This window comes from Croceibacterium selenioxidans, assembly GCF_018599195.1.
Classification (GTDB): Bacteria; Pseudomonadota; Alphaproteobacteria; order Sphingomonadales; family Sphingomonadaceae; genus Croceibacterium_A; species Croceibacterium_A selenioxidans.
In genome coordinates, this window is sequence record NZ_JAHFVK010000002.1 from 1,385,646 (window position 1) to 1,401,137 (window position 15,492).

A 15,492-nucleotide genomic window follows, 5' to 3' on the forward strand; every position below is an offset into this window, starting at 1 on the left:
ATTGGAGCAGGCTACCGGCGGGCGAAGCAAAACCAAGCGCTGGCTGGTCCGCTACCCGCGGGCCGTTCCAGTAGCGATCTTCGTCCTGATTGCCGCCATAACCGTCCTGAGCGTGTTCGCGATCGAGCGGGGCGAAGACGCGCGCGGTGCCGTGCAGTTGCGCAGCCGCGCGGCCGCCGTCGCTTCTGCGCTGGAGCGTCGTTCAAACGCCAGTAGCGCCTACCTCCGGGCTGGCGCCGCCCTCCTTGCCACGCTTGACGATGTCCCGGCGGCCGGTTTTCGTCGGTTCGTCAGCGAACTCCAGCTCGACGAAGATTACCGGGGTTCAGAGGGGATCGGCTGGGCCGAAGTCGTCCTGCCTGACGAGATTGATGCCTTCGATCAGATGATGTCGGAAGTGGGCACGGGCACCGTTCGGCTCTATCCCCGGCCCTCGGGTGGCCAGCCCTATTCGGTCCCGGTGACTTATCTCCAGCCTGACACGGAGCGGAACAGGCTGGCTCTGGGATTCGACCTGTTTTCGGAACCCGTCAGGCGCGCGGCGCTTGTCGAGGCCGAGCGAACGGCACGCCCGACCGCCACGGGCAGGATCGTGCTGCGCCAGGATCTCGATACCGGACAGCCGGGTTTCCTTATCGTCATGCCGGTGTTCGAGCCTGCCCCGGGCGGCCGGCGCCTGAAGGGCTATATCTTCAGTCCCTTCAACGCGCGCGAGTTCCTGCTGTCCGCGCTCGAGCTGGAAGACGGAGGGAGCTATTCGGTCAGGCTCTATGACGGCGATATCAGTGATCAGAACCTGATGGCGGCCATCACCGGAGGTGCCGGCGAGGGTGATACCGTCGCGGAGGAGCTGTCGATCGCGGACAACATCTGGACCCTGCAAGTCACGGCCTCTTACGGAGGGGGCCTGTCGGGCCTGTCGATGGTGACGATGATCTTCGGCATGCTGGTGGCCAGCCTCCTTATGCTGTTGGTTCGCATGCTGACCCAGCAGGCGATCGAGGACGAAGCTTCGCTCCGCTGGTTTGAAGAGCAGGCCTCGATCCGCAACTCGCTGACGCGCGAGCTGAACCACCGGGTGAAAAACACGCTGGCCAACGTGCTGTCGATCATCGCCCTGACACGGCGCCGGGCCGGCAACCTCGACGAATTCGCCGATGGCCTCGACGGCCGCATTCGCGCCCTGTCGGCCACCCATGACCTGCTGACCAAGTCGGACTGGGGCACCACGCCCATCCGCGCGGTGGTCGAGGCGGAGCTGCTGCCCTACGCGCAGGACACCGATCATGAGATCGAATTGCTCGGCCCGGACATCGCGCTGGCGCCGAACGATGCCCTGTCGCTCGGCCTGGCGACCCACGAACTGGCGACCAATGCCGCCAAGTACGGCGCGCTAAGTAAGCCGGGCGGCAAAGTGGCGGTGCACTGGAACCTGGTGTCGGACTCGCTGGTGCGGATCGAATGGCGCGAGAGTGGCGGTCCGCCAGTGACGGTCAAGCGCGGCCGTGGTTTCGGGACCGATCTCATCGAACGCATCGTGGCGCACGAGCTCAAGAACCCGGTCGACCTGGATTTCGACCCGGCAGGGGTTCGCTGCGTGCTCAGAATTCCGGTCCGCCGTCCGAGCGAGTTCATCATGCGCGCCAGCCGCGGACCGTCGCGAGACGCCGCGCCGAACGCGAGTTCGACCGAAGCCTAGGCCACTCGCGCACTGGACGTGCTATGTTCCCGCCGATACAGCAGCGCGATGACCAAGACCTTCTCCGCCACGCTGCGCTGGATTTGCCTCGCGCTCCTTTTGCCCCTCATCGCGGCTTGTGGAAGCCCGACCGGGCCGGCCAAGGGACCTACCGTGCTCGCCGCGGCAAGCTTGCAGGAGTCGCTTGAGGAAGCGGCAAAGGCGTGGGCCGCCCAAGGCCATCCCGCGCCCGTCCTGTCGTTTGCGGGGTCCTCCGCGTTGGCGCGCCAGGTGGAGCAAGGCGCGCCAGCCGATGTGTTCATTTCGGCCGACCAGGAATGGATGGATTACCTCGCCGGGAAGAACCTGATCCAGCCGACTACCCGCATCGACTTGCTGACCAACCGCATCGTGCTGATCGCTCCGAAAGGCGCGGCTGTGCGCGGTCTCGACGCGCTGGGAGAGGGGAAGCTGGCGCTCGCCGACCCTGAGGCGGTCCCGGCGGGGCGCTATGCCAAGGCTTCCCTCGAAAGCCTCGGAGAGTGGCAGGGTGTCGAAAACAAGGTAGTCCCGGCGGAGAACGTGCGTGCCGCACTGGCGCTGGTGGAGCGGGGCGAAGCGCAGCTTGGGATCGTCTATGCCACAGACGCTAAGGCATCGGACAAGGTCGAGGTGGTGCGCGAGTTTCCCGCAAGCAGCCACCCGCCGATCCGCTATCCCGCGGCGCTGCTGGCCGGATCCGACAACCCCGAGGGCAAGGCCTTCCTCGAGTTCCTTTCCTCAGCCGAGGCGAACAAGATATTCGCGTCGCATGGATTCGGAATCGCTGAATGAGTGAATGGCTCACGCCCGCCGAATGGGGCGTGGTTACCCTCTCGCTCAAGGTCAGCCTGGTGGCGGTCGCCCTGACGTTGCCGGTATCCTACGCACTGGCCTGGCTGCTCGCGCGCCGGCGCTTTCCGGGACGTATACTGCTCGACGCCGTGGTGCATCTGCCGCTGGTCGTGCCGCCGGTGGTGACGGGCTGGATCCTGCTCGTGCTGTTTGGTCGCAATGGTCCGATCGGCGCGTGGCTCGAAAGTCAGTTCGGGCTCGTGCTGGTGTTCCGGTGGAGCGGCGCGGCGCTGGCCGCGGCGGTCATGGCGCTGCCGCTGATGGTGCGGGCAATGCGCCTGTCGATCGAAGCTGTAGACCGGCGCCTGGTGGATGCGGCCCGCACTCTCGGAGCCAGCCCCTGGCGGGCCTTCCTGAGCATAACCCTGCCCTTGAGCGCGCCGGGCATCGCCGCGGGGGCGATGCTCGGCTTTGCCCGTTCGCTGGGTGAGTTCGGCGCTACCATCACCTTCGCCTCCAACATCGCCGGGCAGACGCGCACCCTACCGCTCGCGATCTATAGCGGCCTGCAACTGCCGGGGGCGGAGGTGCAGGTGGCGCGGCTGTCGCTGATTTCGGTGGTGCTCTCTCTGGCGGCCCTGGTCATTTCCGAGCTGCTGGTGCGGCGATCGGCGGGGAGCCGCGCTCATGTTCTTTGATCTGAGCCTGAGCTGCCGCGTCGGAGAACGGGCCATCGAACTGGCATTTGCCTCACAAGCCCGGCTGACCGCTTTGGTGGGGCCATCGGGTGTCGGCAAGACCACTGTCCTCAATTGCATTGCCGGGCTGCGGCGGCCCGAGAGCGGCCGTGTCGCCGTCGCCGGTAACTTGCTTTTCGATGCCGCGGCTGGCGTGAACTTGCGCCCGGAGCTTCGCCGAGCCGGCTACGTCTTCCAGGACGCGCGGCTATTTCCCCATATGCGGGTGGCCGCGAACCTCACTTACGGAGAGCGCCTGGCTCCGACAGCCGACCGCTGGATCGGGCAAGAGGAAGTGGTCGAGTTTCTCGGCATCGGCCATCTGCTCGCCCGCTGGCCCGCCACGCTCTCGGGCGGTGAGACAAGACGGGTGGCGATCGGCCGCGCCCTGCTGTCGGCTCCGCGTTTCCTGCTGCTCGACGAGCCCTTCGCCTCGCTCGACGCCGAGCGGGGCGAGACCCTGATGAAGCTGGTCGAGCGCATTCGGGACGAGCTGGAGATCCCGATCCTGCTGGTCAGCCACGACCGAAGCGAGGTCGAGCGGTTGGCCGGCGAGGTGGTGATGCTGGCCTAGGGGGCTGGGCGCTGGCGGAGTGCCATTAGCCCCTCCGTCAGCCGCCTGCGGCGCCTGCCACCTCCCCATCGCTGCGCGACAGGGAGGATTTGGAGGTATCCCCCCTCCCGCTTGCGGGAGGGGAGCAGGCACAGCCAACCCCCCGCGGGCGAATGCGGGCCTAACGCCGGAAGAGTAAAACCGCGGACGGGCAAAGGCCGGCGCGTCCTGGGCGTCACAGGATTGCCTTGCGCGAGCATGGAGTGCGAACGGCGGCGAGGGCTGCGGCAAACCTCGCTGCTCGGCCCTGTCGGACCCGAGGCGCTGGCGGTTAGGGCTCGCAGGTCCCGCCAGCGGTTGTCATCCCCGTATCCTGCGGACACCCTCTGACGATGTCGGAAGGGCGCCGGCCTTGCGCGGGAGAGAAAGCGAAGCGCTAACCGCTCCCGCACCCGTCGCTGGTGTCAGTGGCATTCTGACGGCGGGGCGTGTAACCAATATGGTTATAAATGCCAAGGGAATGTCGCCAAATACTAGCGACATCCCCTTGGTCTGACCTCAGAGGTGGTTGTGTTCGTCCACCGGCGCCCCGCCGCCTCCGGCCGGGCGCGGGCCGCCGCCGCCGGGGCCGGTCGGGAGCGGCTGGCCCGGGAGCGGTGGGGCCCCCATGATCAAGGGCGGCTTTTCGCCCCGCAGCTCCATCATCGCGATGAAGATGTTGTTGAGCGAGCGCGACTTCGGCGTGCCGCCGTATTCGAGACCTGGCTTCAGCGCTTCACCGATATAGGGCGACATCGCCGGATCGGTCGCGAAGTACTTGTCGAAGGCTTCGATGTAGTTGAGATTTTCGGCCACCGCGCGCTTGGCCACGTCCACCACCTTGCGAGTGTAGGCGAGGTACCGCAGGAAGCCGTCCCAGGTGTTCACGTTGCCGTGGCCTTCGATCACCTTGTCGACGCCGTGAATCCCCGCGACGGCCTTGCCGACCGTATCCGCCGTGCCCAGCATGCTGCCGCCCGAGCCCGGATCGACCAACAGGCCCATGTCCCAGGCCATCACGTCACCCGCGGCCATGACCTTCTCTTTCGGGAAGACCACGAAGGCGTCGCCATCGGTGTGGGCCGGACCGAACCAGTAGAGGTCGATCTGGTCCCCGCCCTTGCCGAGCGTCAGCTTGTCGGTGAAGGTCTGCGTCACCTTCGGCGTGTTGGGCATTTGGGCCATGCGCGTGGCGCTGTTCGCGTGGGCGACGATCTGCACGCTGCCGCGCGCGGTGTTGATCTCCGCATTCGAACCCATGTGGTCGGGGTGCGAGTGGGTGTTGATGATCATCGTCACCGGCTTGTCGGTCACCTCGCGCACCTTGGCGAGGATCGCCTCCCCATTGTTGGCGAGCTTGGTGTCGACCAGCACCACCCCGTCGCTGCGGACGAAGAACGTCGTGTTCCCGCCCGCGCCAAAGATCTTGTAGACGTTGTCGGAGACCTTCTCGGTCGCACCGATCCCGGGCAGTCCCTGTGCGTTGAGCCCCGCAGCAGCAAGGCCGCCAGCCACGATCGTTGCCAGGATTGCGATCCGCTTCATTATTCAGCCTCCGAAGAACACCCTCTCGACGAACCAGTAGCCGCCTGCCGCGATCACCACGAGTGAGCCGATTACCACGATCCACCCGCTCAACGCCGGACGCCGCCGGCGGATCACTTCCAGCAACGCCCCGACTACGGCGACGATTGCCAGCTGCCCCAATTCAACGCCGACATTAAACGAAAACAGCGACCAACCAAGCGCTTCTTGCGGAAGTCCGAACTCCTTCAGCACGTTGGCGAAGCCGAAGCCGTGGATCAGCCCGAAGAACAGCGCCGCCCAGGCGCGCAAGTCGCGCCCCTCTCCCTTGCGCTGGAGCAGGTTGTCGACCCCCACGACCACGATGCTGAGGGCGATCGCCGGCTCGATCAGCCAGGACGGCGGAGTGAGAATGTTCAGGCTTGCGAGCGACAGCGTGATGCTGTGACCGATGGTGAAGGCGGTCACGATCGTGATCAGCTGGCGCAAGCTCCCGCCGAGCAGCAGCAGGCCGATCAGGAACAGGATGTGGTCCGGCCCGATCATGATGTGGTGGACGCCAGACGGGATGAAGGTCTTGACCACCGCCACGGCGCCTGCGGAGGTGCCGCGATAGTAGGTCTTCGGTTCGCTGGCGCTCGAGAAGATATATTGCGTCGGGATGCCGTCGCCTTCGTAGACGTTGACGAAAGTCTGATGGTTGGGATCGGCTGCGAACAGATGGGCGCGGATCGGCAGCGCGCCGGGCGGTTTGCCCTCGATGGTGAACGTCAGCTCCAGCGCCTCGTCCTCGTCGACGACTGCGAGGCCCCCCCATTTGGCGCGCGCGAAACCGCCGTTCTCGAACGAGATGCGCGACGCGATGTAACGCTCGATCTGCGCCTGATGCGCGGCTTGCACTTGCGGGTCGAGCAGGGTCTGCGGATCGGCGATGCCCAGGACCGGCGCGATGTCGGTGAGGTGCGCCCTGACCCTGCCGGTGACGGCGTCGTCGTGGACCTCCAGGTCGAGGTAGCTGAACGGCACCGGATGCGCCGAGGCGGGCACAGCAAGCAGCAGCGCCAACAGGGCCACGAGCCAGCGCAGCAACGACCAGGACGTGTCACCTTTGCGCACACGCATCTCGGCCCCCTCGAAAAGTGTCAACTTGCGGGATTTCACAGGAGTTGCGCGGCTTTGCGGCAGCCTGGCGCGCCCGGCGTGTAACCTTCCGAGGAGCGATTTTCGCGCAAACTGGCGCTTGGGCGGCGAGTGAATCGGGCAGTCATCGGCCGGTCTTGTGGCCGATCATTCGCAAGTAGGAAAATGGTTTGGTGTGGACCTGGTCAAGTGTGGCCTGCGCGGCAGGCGACCGGGGGCATTCGACGCTTGGCGGGCCTGCGGCTGCGTGCGATACTCGGGCTCATGATGCGCTCGATCTGGCTGGGGTCGCTGATCTGCCTGACTGCCGCTTGCTCACCCGACAGCGAGGAGCGCAAACCACAGGCGCTGGCGAGTGACGAAGGGGGCTCCGATGCTAAGCTGAGCTCGGGTAACTGTTCCACAATACCTGCTGATTTTCGGTCATCGCGGGAGTTTGCCAGCAACCCCCCAACTCCTCCCAGTAGGGAGTTGAAAAACCTCATCAAGATTCGTGCGGATCGGTCAATCACCTGGAACGGTGAAGAAGTTTCCAAATCTGTCCTGGAAGCCAAACTCCGGGTGGTCCCCCAGTTTTACCCCGTTCCTCTCACGACCCTGGACTTCGATGCTGGCACGCCATGCCCCCTGATCGACGAGGTTCGTGAGCTGATGAGAAGGCACCTGCAATGCGGTGACAAGGCTGTGTGCTTGCAAGGCGGCGGTGAGAGTTAGCGTCCGCCTTCCACCCATTCCACAGGTTCCGATGTCAGGGCTCAGCCTGCGGCTCTTGAACAGATCCTCCTGCAGGCTCGACAGCCAGGAACGAGGGGCTCTCCAACCCGGCGCCGCTTCAAGTCCATTGCCGTCGCCGTGCAGTTGCGCCACTGTACCGGGATCACGCCCCCTTTTCCCCCGGCTATGACAGCCCGAGAGGAGGACGATGGAAGCCAGTGTGAGGGAGCTCTTCGAGCGCTACGAGCGCCTGTTCAACCGGGCCCTGAGCGGCGTCGTCGATCTCGACGAAGTCGCCTCGCTCTATGCGCCGGAGTTCATCGGCGCCGCGCCCGGCGGAGTGATGACCGGGAAGAACGACGAATACTTCGCCCAGGCCATGGCGCTTGGATATGCGAACTACCGGAACATTGGGATGAAGGACATGCGCCTGCGCGAGGTCCGGATTGCGCCGATCGACGAGTTTCACTGCCTGGCTCATGTCGCCTGGACGGCGACCTATTCGCGCTGGGACCAGGCCGACGTGGCGATCGAATTCGATGTCCATTACTTCGTCCGGCATCTCGACGAGGAGCCGAAGGTATTCGGTTGGGTCACGGGCGACGAGGAAGGTGTGCTGCGGGAGCATGGAATCCTGGGGCCTCCAGAAGGGCTTCGTTCCTACAAGCGCACCGCGAGCTTCACTGAAGAGAGCATTCCGGAAAACCTGCTCAAGGATCACTCGACCAAGGAGGGGACTTGGGGGCTGATTCACGTCGAGCAGGGCAAGCTCCGCTACCTCGTAACGGACGAACGCCGCACGCCAACCGAACTGATTCTGACGCCGGAGGGCCAGCCTGGGCTTGTCGAGCCGACGATCCTCCATCGTGTCGAACCGCTCGGGCCGGTCCGCTTCCATGTCGAGTTCCTAAGGCGCGACGACGAATAGGCCCAGGGCGCTCTCTCCCGCGGGAGACAACTCCCGCAATCAAGGCGTTGTGAGCGCTACCCATTCGTGATTTACTCCTCCTAGAGGAGGAGGGGATCATGAAACGAGGGGCTGCCATCGTCGGCTGCGCGCTGGCGTTATTGATGTTGGGGCCGGCGACGGCTCAGGACGATCTGGCTTCGAGGATCGTCAACGACCCGGGCAATCCGCAAGTCATGGGCGCGGCCGCCAAGCTGCGGGAAGATCCCGCGGTGCAGGGCGGGCAAGCGCTCCGGATTACCGTGCGCCGCAAGGGCGCGAACCCCTGGGATGCGGCGGTGCAGACGACGATCGACAAGCCGGTCAAGGCTGGAGACGCGCTGATCTTCGCGTTCTGGGCGCGCCTCGAGAAAGGCGAGAGCGGGGCAACCGAAACGGTGCTGCCCTACAATGCGGTGCAGATGTCAGCGGCACCCTACACGGCGCTGTTCAGCCAGCCGGTTACCATCGGGCCCGAGTGGAAGATGTTCGAGGTCAAGGGCAAGGCGGCGAGCGATCAGGCCGCCGGATCGCTCAACGCGACCATTCACCTGGCGACCGCGGCGCAGACGGTCGATCTCGGTCCGCTGATCGTGGTCAACATGGGGCAGTAACAGCCGGCGCGCTCTCCGACTCCGGGGAAAAGCGCCGGGCTGAAGCAGCGGATCGTGCGCGACGCGCGTAGGGAAGGCCGTCCGCCTTGGGGAGGAATGATGGGAAACAAGTCCACAGTGCGCGCGGCCTTCATTGCCGTGACCACATTGTTCTTCGCCTGGGGTTTCATCACCTCGTTGATCGATCCGCTGGTTGCGGCGGTGAAGGGCATCTTCACCCTCACCGACGTCCAGGCGCAGTTATCCGCCTTCGCCTTCTTCATCGCCTATGGTCTCGTCTCGTTTCCCGCCGCCGCGCTGATCTCGCGGGTGAAGCCGGTGCCGGCGATCCTGCTCGCGCTCGGCATGATGGCGATCGCCTGCCTGATCATGCTCGGCGCGGCCAACCTGGCGATCTACACTCTCGTGCTTGTCGGCCTGTTCGTGCTGGCGAGCGGGATTACCGTCCTGCAGGTAGCCGCCAATCCGCTGGCTGCGGCCCTGGGACCGCCAGAGCGCAGCCACTTCCGCCTCACCCTGTCGCAGACGTTCAACAGCTTCGGCACCTTCATTGGCCCCTTCCTCGGCGCCGTCCTGTTCCTCGAGGGAGTGGAAGTGAAGGAAGGCACCGCGATTACGCCCGACGTGCGTGCGGCGGCGCTGGCGGGCATCGATCGGGCCTACTTCTGGATCTGCGGTTTGCTGCTCCTGCTGCTCGCGTTCTTCTGGTTCAATCGCAAGACGGTGGCGGCGGCCGCGCCGGTACCGCCTGCGCCTCGAGGCATCGGGGCAATGATCTCGGATGCGGTTTCGTCCAGGTGGGCCTTGCTGGGAGGGGCGGCGATCTTCCTCTACGTCGGGGCCGAGGTGTCGATCGGCACCCAGATGGCGCTGTTTCTCAATTCCGATGGTATCTGGGGCAACTCGGACGCGCCGTTTGGCGTGCCTTTGCTCGGGCATGCCATGGGTAGTGACGGCGTGCCCGGCGTCAGCCTGCAGGAAGCGGGCAAGGCCGTGGCGTTCTATTGGGGTGGGGCAATGGTCGGCCGGGCGGTGGGTTCGGTGCTGCTCGCGCGCTTCTCCGCCTGGCGATTGCTCGCGCTGTTCACGGCCATCGCGACCGGCATGTGCACCTATGTCTTCGCTATGGGTGGCGTTACCGCCGGGTTCGTGGCGCTGAGCATCGGCCTGTTCAACTCGATCATGTTTCCGGTGATCTTCACCCTGACGCTCGAGCGTTCGACGGCGAGCGAGCAGGCCACTTCGGGCCTCCTTTGCACCGCGATCGTGGGCGGGGCCTTTCTGCCGCTGCTCGTCGGCGCCGTGTCGGACCAGGCCGGGTATGTCGCCGCCTTCGTGGTGCCGGGCGGGTGCTACCTGCTGCTGTGCGTATTCGCGCTGTTAGCCGGCCGGACGCGAACCGTTGCGCAGCCATCTGTCGTGACCCTGCACTAGGCCGTCCGATCGGTTCTCAAGAGCTGAAAAGTGCACCGCCCCGTCTCATGGCCGTCCTGCAATAGGCCATTCGACGGGGCGGTACTTCATGCCGGCGAGAAGTTGGGAGGAGGCTCCGGCATGATGGGTCCTGAAGTCGCCTGGTTAAAGACGACTTTCCGCATGAGTTGGCCTACGCCCCTTTTTGTCTTCAAGGCATCAGTGAACTCCCTGACCGGCTGAAGGAATTTCCCCGACCGGCGGCATGGGTTGCTAGCGCGGAAGTCGGGGTGAATCATCACCGAGCCGAGAGGGAAAGCCGGGACCTCGCTTCGCCGATCCGCATGACGCGCTTGCCGGAAACGGCATCGGCTGCATCGGGAGGTTGATGTTCCATCTTCCCTAGCATTGAGGGGCAGGGGCAGGCCGAAAATTGTCCGCCTTGCCCGATGAGGAGCCAAACCCCAGGTGGGTAGGCAGACCTTCATCCAGTTGTCCTGTAGGGCCGCGATCTCTGCAGGCCTCAAGCCGACACAACCCGCGGGAAGCGCCCTAACATCCTGAGATTACGCCACAAACCCCAGCTTGCTCGGCAAAACCAATTGCCAAAGCCAATAAATCGCGGCAGTGTCGATCTCAGCCGAGGGGTCGGCAAAAATTGGGGCGCCGCCAAAATGGTCTCGCGGCGACGCCCCAGGGGTAGTGCACCCCCCGGGTCTTGGGGTCGAAGGGGATGCCTGGTCGTTATGTCCGGGGCTCCCTGATCGCTCAATAAGTGATGATACGTAAGGTGTTACTACGTAGCCGCCGGCTACGTAGTAGCGTCCCCGCTCAATCCAACCACTTCCGGCGGGCACCGCGGAGGGGTTGGGGCGGCGTCTCACCTCGCGCTGCCACAGGGCACCCGCACGGACGCAATCCTCTATGACACACGCAGTTGTCCTCATTACATGCCTATTAACTATTCGTAATGAGTTTGACGCTGCGCGATAATCTGGCGTTAATGTCGATCTTGAAATAAAGAGCTCGTAACGACCGATCTCATAAGTTCGAATAAAGTAGCTAGCAGATCATTGAAAAACTAACGATCATCCCTTGATGATCGTTGAATCGGCTGCACGAGTTCGATCTGACCTTATCGCGTTGCTCACTATTCGTCCGGCATACGTGAAAATGCCTATATTCAGCGAGGCTGGCCTCAAGATATGGCGCGCGCACGCGTGGCGCTCGGCCGACTTCTTGCTGCCTGATTCGATTGAGCGCCCGGCGCTTGATTGAACATCTTCGGGAAAACCAAAGAGATACTGCAAATGCTCAATTCATCTTTGCATGAGGGCGCTCAATGGCCGTTCCCATGAAGCGCTTGAATAATTCGAATTACTTGAGATCTATATTGGCTAGCGCGCCGATAGGGATGATCGTGCTTGATCGGCGCCTGCTCATCGTTTCTTTCAACAGCGTGGCCGAATCCATGTTTGGCTACAGTGAAGCTGAAGTCGTCGGCAGGCATGTCAGGGTTCTTCTTCCGGAAGCCGATCGTAATCGGCATGCCGCATACCTCAGACGCAACATTCGCGTCGGATGGCCCAACCGTATCGGCCTGGGCCGGGTGCTGGGTCGCGTCGACGTGGCGCAGCGTCGTGACGGCAAGGTTTTCCCGGTCCAGTTGACGATTGGGGAAGCCTGTACCCCCGAAGGAAGCGTCTACACCGGGTTTCTGCACGACATAACGTCGCGACAGCAGGCCCAGCAGGAACTCTACGAGCTGCGCGATCAGCTCGAGCAGGTGTCGAAGATGAGCGCGGTCACCACACTGGCGCAGTCTCTGACGCATGAGCTCAATCAACCTTTGACCGCCATCGCGAGCTACATGGAAGCCTCGCGCGACATGCTCGGCGCGGCGGAGATCGATCGGGCACTATTGCGCGAGGCGCTGGACGATGCTGCCACGCAGGCTGTGCGTGCGGGGCGTATCATTCGCCGGATGCGCGACTTCATCATGGAAGGCGAATCCGAAAAGGGCGTCGAAAGCATCGAGGATGTCGTCAACGAAGTGACGGTCCTGGGGCAGTTTGGCCCCGCGACGAAGAACGTCAGCCTGGAGCTCAAGCTCGACCCGGAGGTCGATCGCGTCGTGATCGATCGAACACAGATCCATCAGGTGCTGCAGAACCTGATCCGCAACGCGATCGAGGGGATGCAGGACTCACCGGTCCAGCGCCTGGAGATCAGCTCACGCAAGGTGGATGATCAGAGTCTTCGCCTGACCGTGGCCGACAGCGGCCCGGGCCTCGCGGCCGGCGCTCGGGAGCGCCTGTTCGAGCCGTTCTACACTACAAAACGTCACGGCATGGGGCTCGGGCTGCCGATCTGCCGTGCCATCGTCGAATCTCACGGGGGCAGACTGTGGGTGGGGCCGTCTCATCTAGGGGGGACCGCATTTCATTTCACTCTACTTACAGGAACATTTCCCGAGGTGACTCATGACTAAGCGACTGGTCTATCTGGTCGATGACGACAACGCGGTTCGCCGGGCCGTATCTTTCATGCTGCGTACTGCCGACTATGAAGTAGCCACGTTCAAGTCCGGCAACGAATTCGTCAAAGAGGCGGATAGCCTTTCCCCGGGCTGTGTCCTGTTGGACGTGCGGATGCCGGGCATGGACGGATTGGAAGTCCAGCGGGTTATTTCGCCCAGGAACAACGTCTTGCCGGTCGTGATCATGACTGGCCACGGCGACATTGCAATGGCCGTGGAGGCCATGAAAGCTGGCGCAGTGGATTTTCTCGAGAAGCCTTTCGAGAAAGCCATGCTGGTGAGCGCGTTGGAGCAAGGTTGGCTGCGGCTCGAGAAATCGGATCGCATGCGGCTGAGGTCTAGCGAGGCGGCTGCTCAGCTGGAGGTGCTCTCTCCTCGCGAACGTGATGTTCTCAATGGCATGGTCGAAGGCCTACCGAACAAGGCCATCGCCCACGATCTCGGCATCAGTCCGCGAACGGTGGAGATCCATCGAGCGAACGTGATGTCCAAGCTCGGCGTCAAGAGCCTGTCCGAAGCGTTGCGCCTCGCCTTCGCTGCCAACGACAAGTTCGAGACAAATTAGGCTTGAGTGGCCCGGGTTGCCGCGCCGACGCGACGTCGCGCCGGTGGACCTGGGCCAATCGGAAGCGGACCAGACCTGTCATAAGCGGGGCTCAGTAGGCTTACGTATTATGGCCCAGCGACCCTTGATCTAGTTGCGTCGCAAACCCGGAAGTCCAGATGGGGCATGCCAATCCGACGCCGGCCATAGCCCGGCGTTGGGGAGGGCGTATTGGCCGCTGCCATGCGATTTACAGAAGAAGGCGCCTCAGTCGTCCTGCATTCCTAAGTCATTGATCGATTAAAGTCGGTTCAATTTGGACCAGGAAAGTTCAATAGGGCTCAAGACAAGATCTAGAACTGTATTAGTCTAGGTAACTATCCTTATTGGTGTCGGATTTGAGAGAAACCATATCGCTTGCGCGATGGTGACCAGATCATCGCTTTTTCCAGCGTCGGTTGTGCTGGACTGAATTGTAAGGGAAGTTCATGAATACGAAGCTTTTTGTCGCCGCAGTCGCCTTTGCTGCTGTTGTTGCCACGCCTGCAAATGCCAACTCCGTTTCCGGCCCGCGTGTCGAGGCCGTCATCGGCTGGGACAGCGTCAGCCTTGAGAGCCAAGGTGACGATAGCGCGTCCGGCATGGCTTACGGTTTCGGTGCCGGATACGACCTCGCGGTTGGCGGGCGCTCGGCCATTGGTATCGACGTTGAGGGCACTAATTCCACGTCGGGATGGAATTACAGGGAAGACGGCGTTCGCAGCTCTCTCGATCTAACTCGCGATCTCTACGTCGGTGCGCGCTTTACGACGCAGGTGGCGCAAGACGTCGCGCTCTATGCGAAGGTTGGTTACACCAATCTTGGGCTCAAGTTGCGCGACAAAGAAGGCAACACGACGACAACGACGACCGCTCACGCAGATGGTGTCCGCGGCGCCTTGGGTGCGCAGTACCAGTTGAATGGCGGTGCTTACCTTGGCGCGGAATATCGTTACTCGAACTATGAAGCCAATATCTCGCGCAATCAGGTTGTCGGCACTCTGGGTTGGCGCTTCTGAGCGTTGAGACGGTGATCCAGACCTCATCCCGAGGGAGGACGCCTCTCCACCGCGCGTGCCAAGTCGTGACGGTCGGTTAGGCCGATCAGGCCACCGACGCGTGTCCCGCTGCCCGAGGGGGGCGAACAGCGCCTGACTTGATAGCGTGCGGTCGTCCGCCGCGGCGCCCTTCAGAAGGGCGTCGCGGCATTTCATCCGTGTAGAGTCATCGGATGGCCGAACCAGCCTTTTGAAAGGTGGTGTGTAGGGAAAGTTACATAACGCTTTGTTCTAGGGGGATTTGCGTAGAGAAACTCGCCGTCGAGCGAGATATCCCAATCATGCTCTGTCGAAGGGATAGGGCGTGAAGAAGATGCACCGGGGCTTCGCTTTCTCATTCTGGCGTCGCTTGCCGGCGACTTGCAGGATTGAGGATCGAGCCGTGTCTACATCGGTGCAAAGCCAAGACGACCTTGTCTCTTACGAGCTGGGCAATGAGATTCGCGGATTTGAGTCTGGCGAATTTCCGGACGACGAAATCGCCTGGCTGGTCTTGTCCCGAAAGTTCAACGAGAGGTTTCCTTCGGCGGCAGGAAGGCACGTCGAACTGCGCAAAGTGATCCGCTGGGGAAGGGTCGGGCCTCGCGCTTAAGGCGTTCCGGTTGCTTGCTCACAGGCTGCTGCGGGCTCGTCAACGACGGGCCGTCGTCACACAGTTGGAAGGATATCCAGCTGCAACTGCTGCGTGTCGAAGCCCCGCTCGCCGGGAATGGCCGAAATCGTCCGCTCGCGAATGCGCGGTCCAGTCGAACGGCTGAGGACTGCCTGACCCGATCCGTCTAGCACGACGGTATCGGATCCAGCGATGATCCTGGCCCCGCGCAGCGTGCCCGGCGTATACCTGACCAACAGCTCATAACCGCCCGGCGCGTTGCAATATTCGCGGAACGTCCCGAGCGAAATTCCGCTACCTTCAGAGCCACCGCCGAATCCCGCGGCGCTGTGCTGCACGGAACAGTGGACCGGGACAGTTGCCCGCAGATTGTAGCTGAACGACGAAGCCGCATAGGCAACAGTCGGCACCACCACCAGTGCTGCACCTGCAAGGCTTAGCGAGAACTTGTTAACCATAACTACCCCTTCCGCCTTTTTTCTCAAAGGCTTCGAGGGCAGTGATTAG

At 63.1% G+C, this 15,492-nt stretch carries 15 protein-coding genes; 11 read left to right on the top strand and 4 right to left on the bottom strand.

Translation table 11 applies throughout. The features are described 5' to 3' along the window. The first annotated feature begins 1 nt into the window (after position 1). Genes KK137_RS15525 through KK137_RS15540 form a run of 4 tightly spaced genes read left to right on the top strand, consistent with a single transcriptional unit; the run spans position 2 to position 3,823 of the window. Positions 2-1,699, top strand: a complete 1,698-nt coding sequence (locus KK137_RS15525; RefSeq protein WP_214537422.1) for a CHASE domain-containing protein — start codon at positions 2-4, stop codon at positions 1,697-1,699. Positions 1,700-1,747: 48 nt separating this feature from the next. Further along, a complete protein-coding gene (gene modA, locus KK137_RS15530; protein ID WP_214537423.1) occupies positions 1,748-2,512 on the top strand; it encodes a molybdate ABC transporter substrate-binding protein in 765 nt (254 codons plus the stop codon). Next, positions 2,509-3,210, top strand: a complete 702-nt coding sequence (gene modB, locus KK137_RS15535; protein WP_214537424.1) for a molybdate ABC transporter permease subunit — start codon at positions 2,509-2,511, stop codon at positions 3,208-3,210. The genes modA and modB overlap by 4 nt, the downstream gene beginning before the upstream one ends. Then, positions 3,200-3,823, top strand: a complete 624-nt coding sequence (locus tag KK137_RS15540) for an ATP-binding cassette domain-containing protein (RefSeq protein WP_214537425.1) — start codon at positions 3,200-3,202, stop codon at positions 3,821-3,823. The genes modB and KK137_RS15540 overlap by 11 nt, the downstream gene beginning before the upstream one ends. A gap of 537 nt (positions 3,824-4,360) precedes the next feature. Here the strand turns inward: KK137_RS15540 and KK137_RS15545 are convergent. From KK137_RS15545 to KK137_RS15555, 3 genes are all read right to left on the bottom strand, one after another. Continuing rightward, a complete protein-coding gene (locus KK137_RS15545; protein WP_214537426.1) occupies positions 4,361-5,386 on the bottom strand; it encodes an MBL fold metallo-hydrolase in 1,026 nt (341 codons plus the stop codon). Positions 5,387-5,389: 3 nt separating this feature from the next. Then, positions 5,390-6,487: a HupE/UreJ family protein gene (locus KK137_RS15550; protein WP_214537427.1), complete on the bottom strand. Its 1,098-nt coding sequence runs from the start codon at positions 6,485-6,487 to the stop codon at positions 5,390-5,392. A gap of 522 nt (positions 6,488-7,009) precedes the next feature. Beyond that, entirely contained in the window at positions 7,010-7,372 is a 363-nt protein-coding gene (locus KK137_RS15555; RefSeq protein WP_214537428.1) for a hypothetical protein, read from the bottom strand. Between the two features lie 67 nt (positions 7,373-7,439). Between KK137_RS15555 and KK137_RS15560 the strand changes: the two genes are divergently transcribed. The 7 genes from KK137_RS15560 to KK137_RS15590 all read left to right on the top strand — a co-directional run bounded on the left by KK137_RS15560 (position 7,440) and on the right by KK137_RS15590 (position 14,964). Continuing rightward, the gene (locus KK137_RS15560) at positions 7,440-8,147 is read left to right on the top strand and encodes a TehB-like domain-containing protein (RefSeq protein WP_338028107.1); all 708 of its coding nucleotides are present in this window, start codon (positions 7,440-7,442) and stop codon (positions 8,145-8,147) included. 98 nt (positions 8,148-8,245) lie between these two features. Further along, the gene (locus KK137_RS15565; RefSeq protein ID WP_214537429.1) at positions 8,246-8,779 is read left to right on the top strand and encodes a carbohydrate binding domain-containing protein; all 534 of its coding nucleotides are present in this window, start codon (positions 8,246-8,248) and stop codon (positions 8,777-8,779) included. 99 nt (positions 8,780-8,878) lie between these two features. Beyond that, positions 8,879-10,213, top strand: a complete 1,335-nt coding sequence (locus KK137_RS15570) for an MFS transporter (protein WP_250893874.1) — start codon at positions 8,879-8,881, stop codon at positions 10,211-10,213. A gap of 1,321 nt (positions 10,214-11,534) precedes the next feature. Next, positions 11,535-12,683, top strand: a complete 1,149-nt coding sequence (locus KK137_RS15575; protein WP_214537431.1) for a sensor histidine kinase — start codon at positions 11,535-11,537, stop codon at positions 12,681-12,683. Continuing rightward, the gene (locus KK137_RS15580) at positions 12,676-13,296 is read left to right on the top strand and encodes a response regulator transcription factor (protein WP_214537432.1); all 621 of its coding nucleotides are present in this window, start codon (positions 12,676-12,678) and stop codon (positions 13,294-13,296) included. The genes KK137_RS15575 and KK137_RS15580 overlap by 8 nt, the downstream gene beginning before the upstream one ends. Positions 13,297-13,763: 467 nt before the next feature. After that, positions 13,764-14,333: an outer membrane beta-barrel protein gene (locus tag KK137_RS15585; protein ID WP_214537433.1), complete on the top strand. Its 570-nt coding sequence runs from the start codon at positions 13,764-13,766 to the stop codon at positions 14,331-14,333. Positions 14,334-14,676: 343 nt separating this feature from the next. Beyond that, entirely contained in the window at positions 14,677-14,964 is a 288-nt protein-coding gene (locus KK137_RS15590; protein WP_214537434.1) for a hypothetical protein, read from the top strand. 56 nt (positions 14,965-15,020) lie between these two features. On the opposite strand, the gene KK137_RS15595 is transcribed toward KK137_RS15590, so the two are convergent. Beyond that, positions 15,021-15,443, bottom strand: a complete 423-nt coding sequence (locus KK137_RS15595; RefSeq protein WP_214537435.1) for a hypothetical protein — start codon at positions 15,441-15,443, stop codon at positions 15,021-15,023. Positions 15,444-15,492 lie beyond the last annotated feature (49 nt).

Coding starts and splice junctions, on each gene's coding strand:
- KK137_RS15575 (WP_214537431.1), top strand. CDS start 11,535: ATGGCCGTTCCCATGAAGCGCTTGAATAATTCGAATTACTTGAGATCT.
- KK137_RS15580 (WP_214537432.1), top strand. CDS start 12,676: ATGACTAAGCGACTGGTCTATCTGGTCGATGACGACAACGCGGTTCGC.
- KK137_RS15565 (WP_214537429.1), top strand. CDS start 8,246: ATGAAACGAGGGGCTGCCATCGTCGGCTGCGCGCTGGCGTTATTGATG.
- modB (WP_214537424.1), top strand. CDS start 2,509: ATGAGTGAATGGCTCACGCCCGCCGAATGGGGCGTGGTTACCCTCTCG.
- KK137_RS15595 (WP_214537435.1), bottom strand. CDS start 15,443: ATGGTTAACAAGTTCTCGCTAAGCCTTGCAGGTGCAGCACTGGTGGTG.
- KK137_RS15585 (WP_214537433.1), top strand. CDS start 13,764: ATGAATACGAAGCTTTTTGTCGCCGCAGTCGCCTTTGCTGCTGTTGTT.
- KK137_RS15545 (WP_214537426.1), bottom strand. CDS start 5,386: ATGAAGCGGATCGCAATCCTGGCAACGATCGTGGCTGGCGGCCTTGCT.
- KK137_RS15540 (WP_214537425.1), top strand. CDS start 3,200: ATGTTCTTTGATCTGAGCCTGAGCTGCCGCGTCGGAGAACGGGCCATC.
- KK137_RS15550 (WP_214537427.1), bottom strand. CDS start 6,487: ATGCGTGTGCGCAAAGGTGACACGTCCTGGTCGTTGCTGCGCTGGCTC.
- modA (WP_214537423.1), top strand. CDS start 1,748: ATGACCAAGACCTTCTCCGCCACGCTGCGCTGGATTTGCCTCGCGCTC.
- KK137_RS15570 (WP_250893874.1), top strand. CDS start 8,879: ATGGGAAACAAGTCCACAGTGCGCGCGGCCTTCATTGCCGTGACCACA.